Consider the following 16,676-nt stretch of genomic DNA (forward strand, 5'->3'; position numbering starts at 1 on the left):
CAAGACTGTAGCCTGCCCGAACCGTGGCTGCTCCCCCTCACCCGTTCCGCGCCCTGACCGCGTACCGCCGCGCCGCCTACGCCGCGCAGCCCGCGCCCCGGCGGCAGTTCATGGCCCGTGAATTCATGCTGGAAATGCTGGAGCGGGTGGGCGAACTGCTCCCGCTGGAGGACGCCCCGGACCTGCCCTGGGCGCTGGCCGAGCGGGTGCATGACCCGGCGTACCTGGCCCGCTGGCGCGGCGGCGACGTGACCCGCGCCGAGGAACGGGCCCTGGGCTTCGCCTGGACGCCGGCGGTGGTGCAGCGCGGCCTGGGCAGCAGCGGGGCCACCCTGGCCGCCACCCGCGACGCGCTACGGGTGGGGCTGGGCCTGAACTTTGGCGGCGGCACCCACCACGCCTACGCCGATCACGCCGAGGGCTTTTCCTTCCTGAACGACGTGGTGATCAGCGCCCGCTGGCTGCTGGACAGCGGTCACGCCCGCCGCATCCTGATTCTCGATCTGGACGTGCATCAGGGCAACGGCACGGCGGCCCTGCTGGCGCAGGAGGCGCGGGCGCTGACCGTCAGCCTGCACGGCGCGAACAACTACCCCTTTACCAAGGAAACGGCGGGTCTGAACATCGGCCTGCCCGACGGCACCGGGAACGCGGCGTACCTGGCGGCAATGGATGGGCAGGTGGCCCCCGCCGTGGCCGCTTTCCGCCCGGATTTCGTCTTCTATCTGGCAGGGGCGGACGTGCTGGCGGGCGATCAGCTGGGCAAGCTGGCGCTGAGCCTGGACGGCGTGCGCCAGCGCGACGCGCGCGTGTTCGCGTGGGCTGCCCGTGCCCACATTCCCCTGGTCACGGTGATGGCCGGAGGCTACAACCGCGACCCGCAGCAGCTGATCGCCGCGAGGGTGGGGACGGTAGAGGCCGCGCTGGAAGCCTTTTCAACGGGATGGACGCGGCCGGCAGCCGAACGGTGGCCCACTTGAACGTGCCCAGTCCCTCAGAACCGCAGCTCCACCCCCACGCCCGCGCCGAGGCCCGAGGCGGTGCCGCTGCGCACGAAAGCCCGCCATCCGGCCGGCCCCAGCAGCGGCCCGCGCACGCCGCCCTCGGCGTACACGCCAAAGCGGTCCGTGTACTCCGCGCCCGCCGCAGCGAAGGCGTCCACCCGCGTGATCGGCAGGTTGATGTCGCGCAGGGTGGCGCCCACCGCAAACCGGTTGCTGCTGGTCCTGCGCCAGGCCTTTTCCGCCGCCCCCTCGAGGCCCAGCGTGCCCAGAACCGGCACCCGGAATACCGAACCGCCCGCGTGGACGCCGTAGCCCTTCGTCGTGGCGTCCACCCCAGCCCAGGCGGTGGCCGCCGAGGCGCTGCACGGCAGGGCGAGGACGGCGGCCATCAGCAGGAAGCGTGGGTTCATGGCTCCAGGGTAACCGGTGGGAATGAGCGTGGTGGCCGCGGCGCTCTCACCGTGTCGCGCCCACCGTGGCTCCCTGCCCGTTCCGTCTCGGGCTGACCCGCTACCCGTTCAGCCGCACGCCCGCCACCGTCGCCAGCATGCGGAAGGTCTGGAACAGGTGGTAGGCGTTCTCGCTGCTCCAGCCCACCGTCACGGCATCCACCCGCGTCACGCCCGGCACGCGGGCGCAGGCGTCGGCTCGGGCCTGATGGTCAAACGACAGCTGACACGGCGCGGGCCAGCGGGTGGTGTAGGGCTGCGCGTTCTTCGCGGCGCGCACGGCCTGCTCGGCCCCCTCGCGGATGCGCCGCTGCGCCTCGGCGGGGTGCAGGTGAACGGCGGCGTAGGTGCTCAGCCCTTCCTTGACCGCCACCGTCACCACCCCCTCGCCCAGCTCGGCGCGGATCTCGGCCATCGCCACGTCGTCGCCGCAGGCAAAAACCACCGGGACCTCGTAATGCCCGGCCAGCAGCGCGTTCAGGCCATACTCGCCGGTGTCGATGCCGCCCACCCGCACGTTGCGGATAAAGCCGTTCCAGGTGTGCGCCAGCGGGCCGCGTGGGCTGCCGGCGCGGGCGTGGTAGCCCACGAACAGCAGCGCCCCCACGCCTTCTTCCTGCACGCCCTGCACCATGCTCAGCGGTTTGTCGTTGCCGCTGGTAAAGCGCACCTGCTGGGGCAGCAGTTCGGGCAGGAGGTTGCGCATGGTGTCGTGGCTGTCGTTGATCAGCACGTCCGTCGCACCGCCCATCAGGGCGCCCTCGGCGGCGGCGGCGGCTTCCAGCGTCATGCGCTCGCGGGCCAGCTGGTACTCGGTGCCGTTGACCAGGCCCCCGAATTCCGGCGGACTGACCTGCACCCACGACGCCACCCCGCACACGCCCTCCATATCCACGCTGATGACCACTTTCATGGGCGCAGTGTAGGGGGTGGACGCAGGCGGGTGAAGGCGGGCAGGTGAACTGCGCGCGCCACAGGGCCAGGAACCTTGCTGGCCGGCCCCCGGCCCAGCCGGGTTGCCCGACCCACCGTGAACCCGGCCCCCGAACCCTTAAAAAGGGCATGCTAGCCTCACCCTCTATGAGCCGCGTTTCCCTGAAATCCGCCCGCGAAATCGAGGCCATGCGCCGTGCGGGGGCGCTGGTCGCCGAAACCTTCCGGGTCCTGGACCCCTTCGTCAAGCCTGGCGTGACCCTGGCCGAACTGGACCGCATCGCCGAGGAACACATCCGCAAGGCCGGGGCCACCCCCGCGTACCTGGGCTACGGCCCGCGCACCAATCCCTTTCCCGCCACCATCTGCGCCAGCGTCAACGAGGTGATCTGCCACGGCATCCCCGACGGGCGCGTGCTGCAAGAGGGCGACATCATCGGCGTGGACATCGGCGTGCTGATGGACGGGGTCTACGGCGACGCCTGTTACACCTACACGGTGGGCACTGTCACCCCTGAAGTCCAGGCGCTGGTGGACACCACCCGCGAGGCGCTGGCCGCCGGGCTGGAGGTGGTGCGTCCCAATGCCCGCACCGGCGACATCGGCCACGCCATCCAGACGCTGGCCGAGGGCCGGGGCTACGGCGTGGTGCGTGAATACACCGGCCACGGCATCGGCAAGCGTCTGCACGAGGAACCCACCATCTACCACCACGGGGCGCGCTACACCGGCCTGAAACTGCAGCCCGGCATGGTCTTTACCATCGAGCCGATGATCAACCTGGGCCGTCCCGAAACCCGCCTGCTGGACGACGGCTGGACCGTGATCACGGCGGACCAGCAGCCCAGCGCCCAGTTCGAGCACACGCTGGTGGTCACGCCCAGGGGCCATGAAATCCTGACCCTGTGACGCTGCCCCCGAAAACGAGGCCCCCCAGCCCGCCAAAATTTCCACGCGGTGGCCTGCGAACCCTGGTGCCGGCGGAGCTGGAGGACGAATCGGTCTTCCGGGGCGGCGTCATGGAGGGCGGCTCGCTGGACGCGGGCACGCTGCAGACCGTGTCCTTCGAGGGCTGCGTGTTCCGCGAGGTCAACCTGAGCGGCGTGGCGTGGCACCTGATCCGTCTGAAGGACGTGCGCCTCGAGGGCTGTGACCTGAGCGGCGCACGCTGGACCGAGGCGGCGCTGGAGCGTGTGCAGTTCACCGACTGCCGCCTGACCGGTCTGCAATTGCCGGGCGCGGTGTTGCGCCACGTCCGCCTGACCCGTGCGCTGGCCCCGCTGTCGCTGTGGCCGACAGTGGACGCGAAACACCTGTGGCTGGAGGACTGCGACCTGACCGAGGCCGTGTTCATGGACGCGAGCCTGCCCGGCGCGGTGGTCCGGGGCTGCGCGCTGGGCAAGACCGAGTTTCACGGCGCGGCCCTGGAGGGAGCCGATCTGCGCGGTTCGGACCTTCAGGGCGTCCGCCTGGGCCTGCGGGAGCTGGCGGGCGTGACGGTCGAACCTGTTCAGCTGCTGGAGCTGGCCCACCTGCTGGGCGTGCGGGTGCAGGAGTTGCCGGAGAAGGCCTGAGCCTAGGCCCGTACCCGCCCGCCCACCGTCTCGAAGCGTTCGCCCAGGAAGCGCCCCTGCGTCAGCAGCTGGTCGGCGGAGGCGTGGTTCTGGCCCAGCGCCCCCGCCACGCCAGCGTTGATCAGTTCCAGCTGTTCGCCCAGCAGGGTCTCGGCGCTCTGGCCCCGCTCGTTCAGGCGGGCGCGGGCGGCGGGGGTCAGGTTCAGGTAGGCCCGCAGGGTGGCTGGCAGGTACTCGGCGCGGGCCTGCCGGATCAGATAGCTGCTGTGGGCGTCCAGCGGCCCGCCCTCCAGCGCGTCGTGTAGGCGGCACAGCAGCGCCAGGGCATACAGGCGGTGCGGTTCGGGCAGGCCCAGGGCCAGTTCGGCGGCGCTGTCGCCCTGGATGGCGGGTGCGCTGGCCTCCGGCTGCCGCAGACCTGCCAGACGTAACACTTCCAGCCGGTGGCGGTGGATCATCTGGCGGCGCAGCAGAGGAAAGGCGAGGACACTGCCCAAGAAAAAGATGGGAACCAGGACTTCTTCCACGGATGTAACCTCCTGTCGGTTGTGACCCACGCTACTGGCCTCCACGGTGGCGGACGTCCCTCCAAAGGCGGAGGCACGCACGCAGGCCACCACAGGGGGCGTCCACTGGGGGAATTGCCCACTGGACCGCCGTCACCTAGACTCTGGGCGATTCAGTTCCTGGAGGAACCCCAGTCTTGGAAACCCTGCGCGTCTCTGCCACATCCCGTCCCAACGCCATCGCCGGGGCCATTGCTGCCCTGCTGCGGTCCCAGGGCAGCGTGGACATTCAGGCCATCGGCCCCGCCGCCGTCAACCAGACGGTCAAGGCGCTGGCAATTGCGCGCGGCTACCTGGTGAATGACGGGCTGGACCTGTGCGCCCAGCCGGCCTTTGTCAAGCTGGACGTCCAGAACGAGGAGCGCACCGCGCTGAATTTCCACGTGCTGGCTCGGCCTCTGGGTTCCGCCTAGCCCAGTCCAGCGGCGCCCCCTTCGGCCTGCACAGCTCAATGCATCATCTCCCTTCTCTCATGAAATCTGAGTGCGGTACGCTAAGATATAGGAGGCGAGACCCCTGCCCTGGGCGGGTGGACGCCCGTTGTATCCCCTGACCACTGGCCGGACCCGTTTCAGGGCCGCGCCTCACTTCCCGGAGGAAGTTCCCTATGTTTCTTGGCCCCTACACCATTCCCATCATCATCGTGTTCGTGGCGTCCATGCTGATCCAGGGCTACCTGAGCCGCACCTACAAGAAGTGGGGGCAGGTTCGCAATGCCCGGGGTCTGACCGGTGCGGACGTGGCCCGCATGATGCTGGACGACAACGGGTTGCACGACGTGAAGATCATTGCCGTTCCCGGCAACCTGACTGACCATTACGATCCCGGCAAGAAGACCGTCAACCTGAGCCAGAGCGTCCACAGTGTCGCCAGCGTTGGCGCGATGGCGGTGGCCGCCCACGAGGTCGGGCACGCCCTGCAGGACAGGGTCCGCATGCCCGCGCTGGTGCTGCGCGGCAAGATGGCCGTGCCGCTGAGCCTGGGCATGAACCTGGCCCCGTGGCTGCTGCTGGCGGGCATCTTGTTGCGACTGTCGGGCCTGCTGTGGCTGGGTGTGGTCCTGTTCGGCGCGGCGCTGCTGTTCCACGTGGTGACGCTGCCGGTGGAGTTCGACGCCAGCCGCCGGGCGCTGGTGTACCTGGACAGCCGGGGCCTCAACGGCACGGTGGAAGGCCAGAACGGCGCGAGGAACGTGCTGACCGCCGCCGCCCTGACCTACGTGGCCGGGTTTGCCATGGCCCTGGTGCAGTTTCTGAACATCCTGGGCATTGCCCGCAGCAACAACTGACGTTCAGACGTAGACACGGGCAAGAGGCGGCCCCACCTGGGGGCCGCCTCTTCATGGGCTCAGGTCGTTGTGCTCAGGTCTCTAGACGTTGAAGCCGAACATCCGCATCTGGCGCTTGCCGTCCTCGGTCATCTTGTCCGGTCCCCACGGCGGGGTCCACACGAATTCCACGTTCACGTCGGTCACGCCGTCCAGGCGGCTCACGGCCATCTCGGCGTCGGCGCGGATCAGGTCCTGCACCGGGCAGCCCACGCTGGTCAGGGTCATGGTGATGTCCACCAGGCCGCCTTCCTGCACGTCCACGCCGTAGATCAGGCCCAGGTCCACCACGTTCACCGGGATCTCGGGGTCCTTGACGATCTTCAGGGCCTCGCGGACCTGCGCCTCGCTGGGCAGGTCGCCCGCCGGGGCGGGGGAGGCCTGTACATTCTGTTCAGTGTCCATCAGTTCGCTTCTCCTTTAGCTGCAGCGCCCTCGGTGGGCAGACCGGCCTCGGCCCAGGCCAGCGTGCCGCCGCCCAGGTTGACCACGCGGTCGTAGCCGTTCTGCATCAGGTACTCGCCTGCACGGGCGCTGCGGGCGCCGCTGCGGCAGATCATCACCAGTTCGCGGTCCCTGGGCAGTTCCGTGAAGCGGCTTTCCAGTTCGCTCAGGGGCAGCAGCGTGGCCCCCTGCGCGTGAACCTCGTCGTACTCGCTCTGCTCGCGGACGTCCACCAGCATGGCGCCCTGCTTGACGCGGTCCTGTCCTTCCTGCGGGGTGATGTCTTCCATACCAGCAGCATAGCCGAGTCCTCCCGGCGGAATGTGCCCCTTGCCCGCAGGCGCTGGCCTATGCTGCGCCCATGCCCCTGCCCGAAGGCGTCACCGTCGTTGATCTGCGTCCCGCCGAACTGCGTTTCGCCCAGCCGCTGGAACCGCTGCTGACGGCCCGGCCCATTCTGGCCGTTTCCCTGGACCAGATCGAGGACGGCGCGCACGGCCTGAGCCCCAGTCAGGGGCCGCTGCTGGTGGTGTGCGAACGCGGCGTGCGCTCCGGACTGGCGGCCCGGTACCTGCGGGCCGACGGGCTGGACGCCACAGCCTATCCGGGCGGGGTTCCGGCCCTGCTGAGAGAGCAGATCTAGCGGGGCCAGGGCAGAAGCGCAGGCCACAGCTTTTTTGCGGACCTACGTCATTCCCCTACACTGACCCCATGTCTGCGCCCGTTCCTGCCCTGCCCCCCGGTTTCATTTCCGCCGACGATGTCCTGCATGACCGCCTGAGCGCTCCGGAAGTCCGCCGCCTGGAACTGCACTACGGCAACGCCGAGCTGCTGTACGGGCTGGACCTGCTGGGCGTGGCCGGGCCATTTGCACGCGTGAATCCCTGGGAACTGGAAGACGAGAACGGCGTGCGCCGCATCAACGCCAGCGGGTACGCGGCCACGCCGTTTGGCGAGATGCCGCCCGTGCTGACCGACTTTCTGCATGGATTTCTCGACAAGAACCGCTCAATGGGCCTGCCGCAGCAGTCCAGTGCCCCGTGGCGCGCGGCGCTGGAGGCCAACCTGGTCCGCCTGCTGGCCCGTGAACTGCCCAGTCACGCCGACTCGCAGGTGTTCTTCTGCTCCAGCGGCACCGAGGCCGTGGAAGGCGCGCTGAAGTTCGCCAAGGCGTTTCGCCCCGCATCTAAATTCCAGATCTCCTTCGACAGCGGCTACCACGGCAAGACGCTGGGCAGCCTGAGCCTGACCCCCAACCCCGAGTACCAGGACATCTTCCGCCCGCTGGTGCCGGGGGCGCTGACCTCGCCCTACGGCGATCTGGACGCCCTGAAAGCGCTGATCCGGCGCGTCGGCCCCGACAAGATCACCTGCGTGATCGTTGAACCCATCCAGGGCGAGGGCGGCGTGAACATCCCCCCGCCGGGCTTCCTGAGTGGGCTGGGCGAGTACTGCCGGAGGCACGGCATCGTGGTGATCGCAGACGAGATCCAGACCGGCCTGGGGCGCACTGGCCACTGGTTCGAGTCGGCGGCGCAGGGGCTGGACCCCGACATCATCACCCTGGCCAAACCGCTGGGCGGCGGGATGACGGCGGTGGGCGCCACGATTGCCCGCCACGACATTTACAAGAAGATGCTGGGCGGCCTGAGCAGCAAGCGCCACAGCAACACCTTTGGCGGCGGCGCGCTGGCAATGGCAGTGGGCTTAAAGTCGCTGGAATACCTGATCGAGAACGATCTGCCGGCCCGCAGCCTGGAACTGGGGCGGGTGGGCCTGCAGCGGTTGCGGGCCACCCAGCAGAACCACCCGCGCCTGCTGCAAGAGGTGCGCGGCCAGGGCCTGCTGCTGGCGATGCAGTTTCAGCCGATGCTGGGCGTGCCGCTGCCCGGCGTGCTCAAGGAACTGGTGTTCGAGGCCACCGCCCTGCTGGCCCTGCGCGAGTTGCATCAGTCCGGTGTGATGGCCAACCTGAGCCTGAGCAGCAAGCGCACCGTGCGACTGACCCCCGCCCTGGACATGCCCCATGACGTGTTTGACACCATGCTCGACCGGGTGGACAGCTTTGCGGGGCGGCGCCCGGTCTCGCGTGACCTGCTGACAGGAACGCCGCCTGTCCTGACTGCCCGGCTGGCGAAATTTGCCGCCAGCAAGCCCAAGAAGCGCACTCCCAGTGACGGCTGAGGTGCTTGGGGCGCAGGGGAACTGCTCTGTCCATTCGTAAAGATGCACCTGAAAGTGCGTCCTGACCATTTCTTTACGGACGTGTGTTTTCTCACAGTTCGCCCTATAGATGGGTTACGCTCCAGCCATGTGGCCTTTTGGGAAAAATACAGCGGACCGAGTCAAAGAAGCCCTCAACGGGCAGCCCCGGTTGAAGGACCTGGGACTGCAGGTGCAGGAGAAGGGCGGCAACGTTACCGTGACCGGCATGGTGCCCAATGACCGTTACGGCAACCTGGTCAAGGTGGTGGCCGAGGGCATCAACGGCGTCAAGAGCGTCGACACCAGCGGCCTGATCGCCCAGGAAGCGCCCCAGCAGGCCGCGCCTCAGGACGCGGGACCCAGCGCCTCGGACAACTCCTTCACGTCCGGCCCGGTCAGTGGCGGCACCGAGATTCCAGCCAGCGCCGGGGCCAGGCCCGCGCCCGCCGCGCCCAGTATTGAGGCGGAAGTCAAGGAGATGGAGGAGCGCAGCAAGATCGCCAAGGCCGTGCACAAGGCCATTCGCAACAACGGCGAGTTGAAGGATGATCCCATTGACGTGCTGCAGAGCGGCAACAGCGTGATCCTGCGCGGCGTGGTGGACAATGACCACGAGCAGCGTCTGGCCGAGAAGCTGGCCCGCGAGGTCGAGGGCGTGTCGGGCGTGGACATCAGCGGCCTGCGCGTGGCCACCGGGGCCAAGGAGCTGAGCAAGGAAAAGGATACCCAGACCGGCGACACCGTGTACACCGTCAAGGCGGGCGACACCCTGGGCGCGATTGCCCAGAAGTACTACGGAGACGTGACCGAATATAAGAAGCTCGCCCACTACAACAACATCAGCAACCCGGACCTGATCAAGGTGGGCCAGCAGATCCGCATCCCCGGCTGAACACCTGTGCCCTCAAGGCCGCCTCCGGGATGGGGCGGCCCTTTTTCTGTGCCTGGGGATCGAAACCTGTGGGCGCGATCCGGCGCTCCAGGACCGTCCCACCCGCGCACTCTTCTGCACCGGGACATTTATACCTCACTAATCCGAGTGATTTACTTAGGATTGGGACATGAAGAAAGCAACCCTCACCACCCTCGCTCTGCTGCTCACCGGCACGACGCTGGCGCAGGCCAACCAGTCCATCACGCTGTACTCGGGCCGCGCCAAGACCTTCGTGGAGCCGGTGGTACAGCAGTTCGAGAAGCAGACCGGCATCAAGGTCAACGTGCGCTACGGCAGCGACGCGCAGCTGGTGGCCGCCCTGCGCGAGGAGGGCAGCCGTAGCCCCGCCGACGTGTTCTGGGGCAACTCGGTGGGTGCGCTGGGCGAACTGGCCAGCGAGGGCCGGTTTGTCAAGCTGGGGACCTCGCTGACGCGCAACGTGTCGCCGGACTACCTGCCTGCCGATCGCAGCTGGCTGCCCACCACCGTCCGCTTCCGCACGCTGGCCTACAACACCGAGAAGATCAAGCCTGAGCAGCTGCCGGCCAGCGTGCTGGACCTGCCCAAGATGACCGCCCTGAAGGGCCGTATCGGCTGGACAGTGTCGTACCCCAGCTTCCAGGACTTCCTGGCGGGCATGATCGCCCAGCACGGCGAGGCCACCACCAAACAGTGGCTCGAAGGCATGAAGGCGCTGCAGCCCAGGGACTACAAGACCAGCAACGTGGGCATGCTCGAAGCCATGCGCTCGGGTGAAATCGACGTGGGCCTGACCAACCACTACTACATCCAGCGCGTCAATCGCCTGAGCTACCCCATCGACACCTACTTCTTCAAGAACGGCGACATCGGCAACCTGGGGAACGCGACGGGCGCGGCCATCCTCAAGACCAGCAAGAACACCGCCGCCGCCTCGCGCTTCCTCGGCAGTCTGGTGGGCAAGGACGCGCAGACCTTTTTCCTGAGCGTCAACTTCGAGTACCCGGTGATCGGCAACATCCTGCAGCCCACCACCATGCTCCCCTTCAGCGATATCAGCAAGCGCGGCCCGAAGATCGATCCCACAGCCCTGCCCAAGAACATCGAGAAGGCCCAGAAACTGCTGCGCGACGTCGGCCTGCTGTAATTCCCACGCGCCCCTCCCTGGTCCCGTCCCGGCTTCTGCCGGTGCGGGCTTTTTCATGGTTCACTACCCCATGGGAATCCTGGGATTGCTGCTGGGCGCGGGCGTGTCGGTGGGCGTGTTGCTGGGGGTCATGGCGCTGCCGCTGGCCTGGGCGCGTGCCGTGGCGGTGCTGGCCGGCGTGGTGCTGCTGGGCGTGCTGGGCAGCATCCTGCTGACGGGCGGCAGCCTGGAGCGCAGTTTCGGGGCGATTTACCTGATGATGGGCGTGCTGGCCGGGGTGGTGCTGGCCCTGCCCCGGTTGCTGCGCTACGCAGGCCAGGAACCGGTGTGGGTCAGCCTGGGGCTGGGGGCGGCGGCCACGCTGCTGCTGATCGCCGTCAGCGTGGCGGTGGATACGCTGCTGGGGGCGCTGCTGCCCGCGCCGGACCCCCAGACGGGCGCGTCGGTCAAGGCCCAGATCTCGCAGGGCCTGAGCAGCGGCGTCCTGCTTGCCTCCCCGGTGGTGCTGATGGTGCTGTCGTGGCTGGCGTGGCGCGGGCGGGCAGGCTAGAGCGCCGGATCCCGACTGCCCACCGTGACGCGGGACAATTCCGAGTATTCCGATCTGTTAAAGTCTGTCCGTTGGCCCGGAGCCACCTCGCCTATGACCCGAAGACTGCCCCCCTCCCTGTTGCTGCCCGCCGTGTTGACCGTGCTGGGGGTGTTGGTGCCGCTGTCCTATCTGGTGCTGCGTGCGCTGGGGGCCGAGCCGGGTGAGCTGCGCGAGATCGTGTTTCGCCCGCGCAACCTGGCGCTGGCCGGCAGCACGCTGCTGCTGGGCGGCTCGGTGCTGCTGACCACCACGCTGGTGGCGCTGCCACTGGCCTTTCTGGCCGCCCGCACGGACCTGCGTCCACGCGGTCTGCTGACGCTGCTGGGCGTGCTGCCGCTGGCGATTCCGGGGTACGTGGGGGCCTACGCGTTTATCGCGGCGGGCGGTGCGGGCGGCGCCATCGACACCCTGACCGGGCTGCGCGTGCCGGCCCCGGGCGGCTTCTGGGGGGCGCTGCTGGTGCTGACGCTGTTTACCTTTCCATACCTGTTTCTCAACCTGCACGCGGCGCTGCGCACCCAGGACCCTGCGCTGGAGGACGCCGCCCGGCTGCTGGGCCGCACCCGCTGGCAGACCTTCTGGCAGGTGACGGTGCCGCACCTGCGCCCGGCGTGGCTGTCTGGCGGCCTGTTGATCGGCCTGCACACCCTGGGCGACTTCAGCGTGGTCAGCCTGATGCGCTACCCCACCTTCAGCGCGGCAATCTACCAGCAGTACACCGCGGCCTATGACCGGGTGTACTCGGCGTGGCTGGCGCTGCTGCTGCTGGTGCTGACCGGGGCGGTGCTGTGGCTCGAAGCCCGGTTTATGCGCGGCGTCTTCCTGTCGCGGGTGTCGCCGGCGGCGGCGAGAAAACCCAGCACCGTCCGGCTGGGCCGGCTGCGCCCGCTGGCGTGGCTGTTCGTGGCGGCGCTGGCCTTCGTGTCGCTGGTGCTGCCGCTGGGCACGGTGCTGTACTGGCTGGGGTTGGAGAACAATCCATTCGCCTGGGAGGGATTGCTGGCCGCCCTTCGGTCCGCGCTGGGGGCGGCGGCGCTGGCCGCCCTGACCACCACCGCGCTGGCGCTGCCGCTGGCCCTGATCGGCAGCCGCTTTACCGGGCGCTGGCCGCGCATCATCGAGCGGGCCGCGTACCTGGGCTACGCCACGCCGCCGCTGGCCTTTGCGCTGGCGCTGATCTTCTTCGTGCTGCGGGCCGCGCCGCCGCTGTACCAGACGCTGCCGCTGCTGATCATCGCCTACACCCTGCACTTTGTCGCCGAGGCGATTGGCCCGATTCGCAGCGGGCTGGTGGGGGCCACGCCCCGGTTGGAGGAGGCGGCCCGCGTGCTGGGCGTCACGCGGGCGGGGGCGCTGCGGCGGGTCACGCTGCCGCTGCTGGGGCCGGGGCTGCTGGTCAGCGCGGCCTTCGTGTTCCTGAGCGTCCTCAAGGAGCTGCCGCTGACGCTGCTGCTCGCACCCATCGGCTTCGAGACGCTGGCCCGCAACGTCTGGACCTACACCGAGGAAGCGCAGTACGCCAGCGCCGCCCCCTACGCGCTGGCGCTGGCCGCCGCCGGGGCCGTGCTGACGCTGCTGATCCTGCGGCGGGAACGGGAATGAGGAGGACGGAATGACGGTCATGGACAGGCAGGCGCCAGGGGCGGGCCCGGTGGATCAAGCCCTGACGGCCCCGCCCGCGCTGGAACTGCGGGGGCTGGTCAAGTACTTTCACCCACACGGGCGCCCCGCCACGAACATGCCTCCGGCGGTGAACGGCCTCGGCCTGCAGGTGGCGCCGGGCGAGCTGCTGACGCTGCTGGGCCCGTCCGGCTGCGGCAAGACCACCACCCTGCGCCTGATCGCCGGGCTGGAGGAGCCCGATGGCGGCGCGGTGTGGATAGACGGGCGCGACATGACGAATCCGCCGCAGCCGCCCGAGCGCCGGGGCGTGGGGCTGGTGTTTCAGGACTACGCGCTGTTTCCCCACCTGAGCGTGCTGGGCAACGTGCTGTTCGGGTTGAGCCGCCTGCCCCGCGCCGAGCGCCTGCCCCGCGCCCGCGAGACGCTGTCGCTGGTGGGCCTGACCGTCTTCGAGTCGCGCATGCCGCACCAGCTCTCCGGTGGGCAGCAGCAGCGCGTCGCCCTGGCCCGCGCGCTGGCCCCGCGCCCCCGCCTGCTGCTGCTGGACGAGCCGTTTTCCAACCTGGACGCGCAGCTGCGCCACGCCACCCGCCAGGAGGTCCGCGCCATTCTGCGCCGCAGCGGCGTGGCGGCCATTCTGGTGACCCATGACCAGGAGGAAGCCCTGGCGTTCAGCGACCGCATCGCCCTGATGCGCGCCGGGCAGATCGAGCAGATCGGCACCCCGCAGGAGGTGTACGCCCATCCGCGCACGGCGTTCGTGGCCTCCTTCCTGGGCCGCAGCAACCTGCTGTCCGGCACCGCTCATGCGGGAGTGGCCCGCACCGTGTTGGGGAATATTGAACTGGAGGGCGCGGCGGTGCCGGACGGCCCGGTGATGGTCAGCGTGCGCCCCGAGCAGCTGGCCTTTGCGGAGGCTGGCGCGGGCACCGAGGCGGTGGTGCTGGCCCGCGAATTCAAGGGTCACGCCGTGACCTACACGCTGGCGCTGGGCCAGCAGGAGGTGCAGCTGCATGACACCGGCCAGCCGCTGCGCGCCGAGGGCGAGCGGGTGTGGGTGCGCGCCACGCGGGCCGGGCGGGCCGTTCGCTAGAGGCCGCACCAGCGCTGCGTTCCTGTGCCCCACCCTCTGCCTAAAGAACTGGTCAGCCTCCGCGCGGTGGGGGCGGCCTACAATGCGGCACGAATGACAGCATGACGGGCCGAGACAGCAGCGGCCTGGCTCTCAAGGAGATACGACTATGGACTGGAAAAATCTTCCCGGCGGCGGCGGCGGCATCGAGGACCGGCGGGGTGGGGGCGGTGTGCCTGGCGGCGGCATTGCCGTGGGCGGCGTCGGCGGGCTGATCATCGCGCTGATCGCCATGTTCTTCGGGATCGATCCCGGCGCGATTCTGGGCGGTGGAGACGGCGCCCAGACCCAGCCGCCCAGCCAGAGCCAGCCGCAGGCCCAGGGGCAGGAGGGCGCGGCGACCGACGAGGACTATCAGTTCATGGACCGCCTGCTGACCAGCACCAATCAGGTGTGGGGCAATGTGTTTCAGCAGGCCGGGCGCACCTACACCCCGGCGCGGCTGGTGCTGTACACCCGCGGCACGCAGGGCGGCTGCGGCGTGGCCAGCAGCGCCTCGGGGCCGTTCTACTGCCCGCTGGACAACAAGGTCTACATCGACACCAATTTCTTTGCCATGATGGACCGGCAACTGGGCGGCGGCGGCGACTTCGCGTATTCCTACGTCATCGCCCATGAGGTGGGGCACCACGTTCAGAACGAACTGGGCATTGCCGATCAGGTCGAGCGCAAGCAGCGCAGCGCCCGCACCGAGGCCGAGGCCAACAGCTACAGCGTGCGTCTGGAACTGCAGGCCGACTGCTTTGCGGGCGTGTGGGGCAACCGCGTTGAGGAGCAGGCCAGCATCACGCAGGCCGATATTCAGGAGGCCGTCAGCACCGCGCAGGCCATTGGTGACGACAACCTGCAGCGCCAGCAGGCGGGCCGGGTCGTTCCCGACTCCTTCACACACGGCAGCAGTCAGCAACGAGCGAAGTGGTTCACCACCGGCTTCAAGACCGGCGATCCCAACAAGTGCGACACCTTTAACCAGAACTACAACCAGTTGTAAGCGCGGGACGGAAGGGGTGGGGCGAGACGACGGTGCTCGCCCCACCCCCTTCTTTCGCAACCTGTTGCGGGAAAGTGAACTGACTCGCTCCGCCGTCCACCCGGATGCGCTTTGCTGGGGCCAATGTCAGCGCAGTGGTTCATTTCCGGCGTTCCCGTGACCGTCAAGCGCAGCGCCCGGCGGCGCACGGTGGCCGTGCAGGTCAGGCCCGGCGCGGTGACGCTGTACGCCCCCCAGCGCGTGCCGCTGGCTCAGCTTCAGGACATCCTGAGCCGGCGCCATGACTGGGTGGCGCACCATCTGGCCCAGTACGCGGCCCGTCCGGTGACGGCGCAGGCGCACACGGACGGCTCGGAGTTGCCCTTCCTGGGCGAGACGCTGACGCTGCGGCTGCGGCCCCTACAAGAGAAGGGGACGCGGGTGGGCAATGACCTGCACCTGCCTGCAGATAATGCTGAGCGGGCGCTGGTCGCGTGGACGCGGGCGGGGTGCCTGGACCCCTACACCGCGCTGGTCACCGATTACGCCGCACGGCTGGGCGCGGCGGACCGGCTGGGGAACGTGCGGGTCAGCGACACGGCCACGCGCTGGGGCAGTTGCAGTAGCCGGGGCGACATCCGCCTGCACTGGAAACTGTCGCGCGCCCCGCTGGACGCGCTGCACTACGTCGCCCTACATGAGGCCGCGCACCTGCTGGAACTGAACCACTCGCCGCGTTACTGGGCGCATGTCGCGCGGGTCATGCCGGGGTGGCAGACCCAGCGCCGCTGGCTGAGGGAGCACGGCCAGACGCTGGGGTGAGCCGGGCCGGCGTGAAACCGTAAGACGCATAGATGCGCCGTTCACCCACGCCACGCCCACCTCCTTACGCTGGGCATTATCCAAGGAGAGCGCTATGCCCTATGTGACTGTCGGCCAGGAAAACAACCACGCCATCGACCTCTATTTCGAGGACCACGGCGCGGGTCAGCCCGTCGTGCTGATTCACGGCTACCCCCTCAACGGCCGCTCCTGGGAGCGGCAGGAGGCGGCCCTGCTGGCGGCCGGCTACCGCGTCATCGCCTATGACCGCCGCGGCTTCGGCCAGTCCAGCCAGCCGTCCGGCGGCTACGACTACGACACCTTCGCCGCCGATCTGAACGCGCTGATAGGCCACCTGGACCTTCAGGATGTGGTGCTGGTGGGCTTCTCGATGGGCACGGGCGAGGTCGCCCGTTACCTGGGCACCTACGGCTCGGCCCGCGTGGCAAAAGCGGTCCTGATCGGTTCCATCCCGCCGTTCCTGCTCAAGACCGACGACAATCCGCAGGGTGTGGACCGCAACGTGTTCACGGGCATCGAGGACGCCATCCGCGAGGACCGCTTCGCGTACCTGACTGACTTCTTCAAGAATTTCTACAACACCGACGTGCTGGGCGGCAGCCGCATCAGTGACGAGGCGGTGCGGGCCAGCTGGAATGTGGCGGCCCGTGCCTCGGCCACCGCGACGCTGGCGTGTGTGGGGACGTGGCTGGAAGATTTCCGGCCAGATGTGGCGAAGATAGCGGTGCCCACCCTGATCATGCATGGGGACGCGGACCGCGTGCTGCCGATCGAGGCCACGGGCGCGCGCCTGCCGGAGCTGATCAAGGGCAGCGAGTCTGTGGTGATCGAAGGGGGGCCGCACAACATCCTGTGGACGTTCGCCGACGAGGTGAACTCCGCCCTGCTGGCGTTCCTGAACAAGTAGGCAGCGGCGAAGTACGAGGGGCCAGCCCCATGTTTCGAACTGGCCCC

The 16,676-nt window shown here is 68.8% G+C and carries 20 protein-coding genes; 15 read left to right on the forward strand and 5 right to left on the reverse strand.

Annotation, left to right across the window (positions count from 1 at the left end):
- Positions 1-23: 23 nt before the first annotated feature.
- Entirely contained in the window at positions 24-980 is a 957-nt protein-coding gene (locus tag IEY31_RS06260) for a histone deacetylase family protein (RefSeq protein ID WP_229723362.1), read from the forward strand.
- A 14-nt stretch (positions 981-994) separates the two neighbouring features.
- On the opposite strand, the gene IEY31_RS06265 is transcribed toward IEY31_RS06260, so the two are convergent.
- Together IEY31_RS06265 and IEY31_RS06270 are read right to left on the reverse strand one after the other, a co-directional pair.
- Positions 995-1,414: a hypothetical protein gene (locus IEY31_RS06265; RefSeq protein WP_229723363.1), complete on the reverse strand. Its 420-nt coding sequence runs from the start codon at positions 1,412-1,414 to the stop codon at positions 995-997.
- A gap of 100 nt (positions 1,415-1,514) precedes the next feature.
- Entirely contained in the window at positions 1,515-2,366 is an 852-nt protein-coding gene (locus IEY31_RS06270) for a M55 family metallopeptidase (RefSeq protein WP_188970084.1), read from the reverse strand.
- Between the two features lie 167 nt (positions 2,367-2,533).
- On the opposite strand from IEY31_RS06270, the gene map reads away from it, so the two are divergent.
- Both map and IEY31_RS06280 read left to right on the forward strand, forming a co-directional pair.
- On the forward strand, positions 2,534-3,295 hold the full coding sequence (gene map / locus IEY31_RS06275) for a type I methionyl aminopeptidase (RefSeq protein WP_188970086.1): 762 nt from the start codon (positions 2,534-2,536) through the stop codon (positions 3,293-3,295).
- Complete coding sequence (locus IEY31_RS06280) at positions 3,292-3,960, forward strand: pentapeptide repeat-containing protein (RefSeq protein WP_188970088.1); 669 nt, start codon at positions 3,292-3,294, stop codon at positions 3,958-3,960. Before map ends, IEY31_RS06280 begins: the two co-directional genes overlap by 4 nt.
- Positions 3,961-3,962: 2 nt before the next feature.
- Here the strand turns inward: IEY31_RS06280 and IEY31_RS06285 are convergent, their stop codons facing one another.
- Positions 3,963-4,487, reverse strand: a complete 525-nt coding sequence (locus IEY31_RS06285; protein WP_188970090.1) for a hypothetical protein — start codon at positions 4,485-4,487, stop codon at positions 3,963-3,965.
- Positions 4,488-4,663: 176 nt separating this feature from the next.
- Here IEY31_RS06285 and IEY31_RS06290 point away from each other — a divergent pair, with 176 nt between their 5' ends.
- On the forward strand, positions 4,664-4,939 hold the full coding sequence (locus tag IEY31_RS06290; RefSeq protein WP_188970092.1) for a stage V sporulation protein S: 276 nt from the start codon (positions 4,664-4,666) through the stop codon (positions 4,937-4,939).
- Between the two features lie 194 nt (positions 4,940-5,133).
- Entirely contained in the window at positions 5,134-5,814 is a 681-nt protein-coding gene (locus tag IEY31_RS06295; RefSeq protein WP_188970094.1) for a zinc metallopeptidase, read from the forward strand.
- Between the two features lie 81 nt (positions 5,815-5,895).
- Here the strand turns inward: IEY31_RS06295 and IEY31_RS06300 are convergent, their stop codons facing one another.
- Positions 5,896-6,258: a metal-sulfur cluster assembly factor gene (locus IEY31_RS06300; protein WP_188970096.1), complete on the reverse strand. Its 363-nt coding sequence runs from the start codon at positions 6,256-6,258 to the stop codon at positions 5,896-5,898.
- Complete coding sequence (locus IEY31_RS06305; protein ID WP_188970098.1) at positions 6,258-6,587, reverse strand: rhodanese-like domain-containing protein; 330 nt, start codon at positions 6,585-6,587, stop codon at positions 6,258-6,260. The genes IEY31_RS06300 and IEY31_RS06305 overlap by 1 nt, the downstream gene beginning before the upstream one ends.
- Positions 6,588-6,658: 71 nt before the next feature.
- Between IEY31_RS06305 and IEY31_RS06310 the strand changes: the two genes are divergently transcribed.
- The 10 genes from IEY31_RS06310 (at position 6,659) to IEY31_RS06355 (ending at position 16,629) form a co-directional block, all read left to right on the forward strand.
- Complete coding sequence (locus tag IEY31_RS06310) at positions 6,659-6,940, forward strand: rhodanese-like domain-containing protein (RefSeq protein ID WP_188970100.1); 282 nt, start codon at positions 6,659-6,661, stop codon at positions 6,938-6,940.
- 68 nt (positions 6,941-7,008) lie between these two features.
- A complete protein-coding gene (locus tag IEY31_RS06315; protein ID WP_188970102.1) occupies positions 7,009-8,481 on the forward strand; it encodes a class-III pyridoxal-phosphate-dependent aminotransferase in 1,473 nt (490 codons plus the stop codon).
- Between the two features lie 127 nt (positions 8,482-8,608).
- Complete coding sequence (locus IEY31_RS06320; protein WP_188970104.1) at positions 8,609-9,394, forward strand: LysM peptidoglycan-binding domain-containing protein; 786 nt, start codon at positions 8,609-8,611, stop codon at positions 9,392-9,394.
- A gap of 169 nt (positions 9,395-9,563) precedes the next feature.
- Positions 9,564-10,562, forward strand: coding sequence for an iron ABC transporter substrate-binding protein (locus tag IEY31_RS06325; RefSeq protein WP_188970106.1), 999 nt, complete (start codon positions 9,564-9,566; stop codon positions 10,560-10,562).
- 70 nt (positions 10,563-10,632) lie between these two features.
- The gene (locus tag IEY31_RS06330) at positions 10,633-11,112 is read left to right on the forward strand and encodes a hypothetical protein (protein WP_188970108.1); all 480 of its coding nucleotides are present in this window, start codon (positions 10,633-10,635) and stop codon (positions 11,110-11,112) included.
- Between the two features lie 93 nt (positions 11,113-11,205).
- Complete coding sequence (locus IEY31_RS06335; protein ID WP_188970110.1) at positions 11,206-12,756, forward strand: ABC transporter permease; 1,551 nt, start codon at positions 11,206-11,208, stop codon at positions 12,754-12,756.
- Between the two features lie 19 nt (positions 12,757-12,775).
- Positions 12,776-13,870 (forward strand): ABC transporter ATP-binding protein, encoded by a 1,095-nt coding sequence (locus IEY31_RS06340; protein WP_188970299.1) that lies wholly within the window; start codon positions 12,776-12,778, stop codon positions 13,868-13,870.
- Between the two features lie 148 nt (positions 13,871-14,018).
- Positions 14,019-14,900 carry a KPN_02809 family neutral zinc metallopeptidase gene (ypfJ, locus tag IEY31_RS06345; RefSeq protein WP_188970112.1) on the forward strand — a complete coding sequence of 294 codons (882 nt, stop codon included), beginning with the start codon at positions 14,019-14,021 and terminating at the stop codon, positions 14,898-14,900.
- A gap of 123 nt (positions 14,901-15,023) precedes the next feature.
- Positions 15,024-15,701: a M48 family metallopeptidase gene (locus IEY31_RS06350; RefSeq protein ID WP_188970114.1), complete on the forward strand. Its 678-nt coding sequence runs from the start codon at positions 15,024-15,026 to the stop codon at positions 15,699-15,701.
- A gap of 94 nt (positions 15,702-15,795) precedes the next feature.
- Entirely contained in the window at positions 15,796-16,629 is an 834-nt protein-coding gene (locus IEY31_RS06355) for an alpha/beta fold hydrolase (RefSeq protein WP_188970116.1), read from the forward strand.
- The last annotated feature ends 47 nt before the right edge of the window (positions 16,630-16,676 follow it).

The organism is Deinococcus aerolatus (assembly GCF_014647055.1).
Taxonomy (GTDB): Bacteria; Deinococcota; Deinococci; order Deinococcales; family Deinococcaceae; genus Deinococcus; species Deinococcus aerolatus.

What these genes read in the sequence shown, in the direction of transcription:
- IEY31_RS06270 (WP_188970084.1), bottom strand. Translation starts at nt 2,366, where the DNA reads ATGAAAGTGGTCATCAGCGTGGATATGGAGGGCGTGTGCGGGGTGGCG.
- IEY31_RS06315 (WP_188970102.1), top strand. Translation starts at nt 7,009, where the DNA reads ATGTCTGCGCCCGTTCCTGCCCTGCCCCCCGGTTTCATTTCCGCCGAC.
- IEY31_RS06330 (WP_188970108.1), top strand. Translation starts at nt 10,633, where the DNA reads ATGGGAATCCTGGGATTGCTGCTGGGCGCGGGCGTGTCGGTGGGCGTG.
- IEY31_RS06295 (WP_188970094.1), top strand. Translation starts at nt 5,134, where the DNA reads ATGTTTCTTGGCCCCTACACCATTCCCATCATCATCGTGTTCGTGGCG.
- IEY31_RS06320 (WP_188970104.1), top strand. Translation starts at nt 8,609, where the DNA reads ATGTGGCCTTTTGGGAAAAATACAGCGGACCGAGTCAAAGAAGCCCTC.
- IEY31_RS06325 (WP_188970106.1), top strand. Translation starts at nt 9,564, where the DNA reads ATGAAGAAAGCAACCCTCACCACCCTCGCTCTGCTGCTCACCGGCACG.
- IEY31_RS06335 (WP_188970110.1), top strand. Translation starts at nt 11,206, where the DNA reads ATGACCCGAAGACTGCCCCCCTCCCTGTTGCTGCCCGCCGTGTTGACC.
- ypfJ (WP_188970112.1), top strand. Translation starts at nt 14,019, where the DNA reads ATGGACTGGAAAAATCTTCCCGGCGGCGGCGGCGGCATCGAGGACCGG.
- IEY31_RS06355 (WP_188970116.1), top strand. Translation starts at nt 15,796, where the DNA reads ATGCCCTATGTGACTGTCGGCCAGGAAAACAACCACGCCATCGACCTC.
- IEY31_RS06340 (WP_188970299.1), top strand. Translation starts at nt 12,776, where the DNA reads ATGGACAGGCAGGCGCCAGGGGCGGGCCCGGTGGATCAAGCCCTGACG.
- map (WP_188970086.1), top strand. Translation starts at nt 2,534, where the DNA reads ATGAGCCGCGTTTCCCTGAAATCCGCCCGCGAAATCGAGGCCATGCGC.
- IEY31_RS06305 (WP_188970098.1), bottom strand. Translation starts at nt 6,587, where the DNA reads ATGGAAGACATCACCCCGCAGGAAGGACAGGACCGCGTCAAGCAGGGC.
- IEY31_RS06300 (WP_188970096.1), bottom strand. Translation starts at nt 6,258, where the DNA reads ATGGACACTGAACAGAATGTACAGGCCTCCCCCGCCCCGGCGGGCGAC.
- IEY31_RS06350 (WP_188970114.1), top strand. Translation starts at nt 15,024, where the DNA reads ATGTCAGCGCAGTGGTTCATTTCCGGCGTTCCCGTGACCGTCAAGCGC.
- IEY31_RS06265 (WP_229723363.1), bottom strand. Translation starts at nt 1,414, where the DNA reads ATGAACCCACGCTTCCTGCTGATGGCCGCCGTCCTCGCCCTGCCGTGC.
- IEY31_RS06310 (WP_188970100.1), top strand. Translation starts at nt 6,659, where the DNA reads ATGCCCCTGCCCGAAGGCGTCACCGTCGTTGATCTGCGTCCCGCCGAA.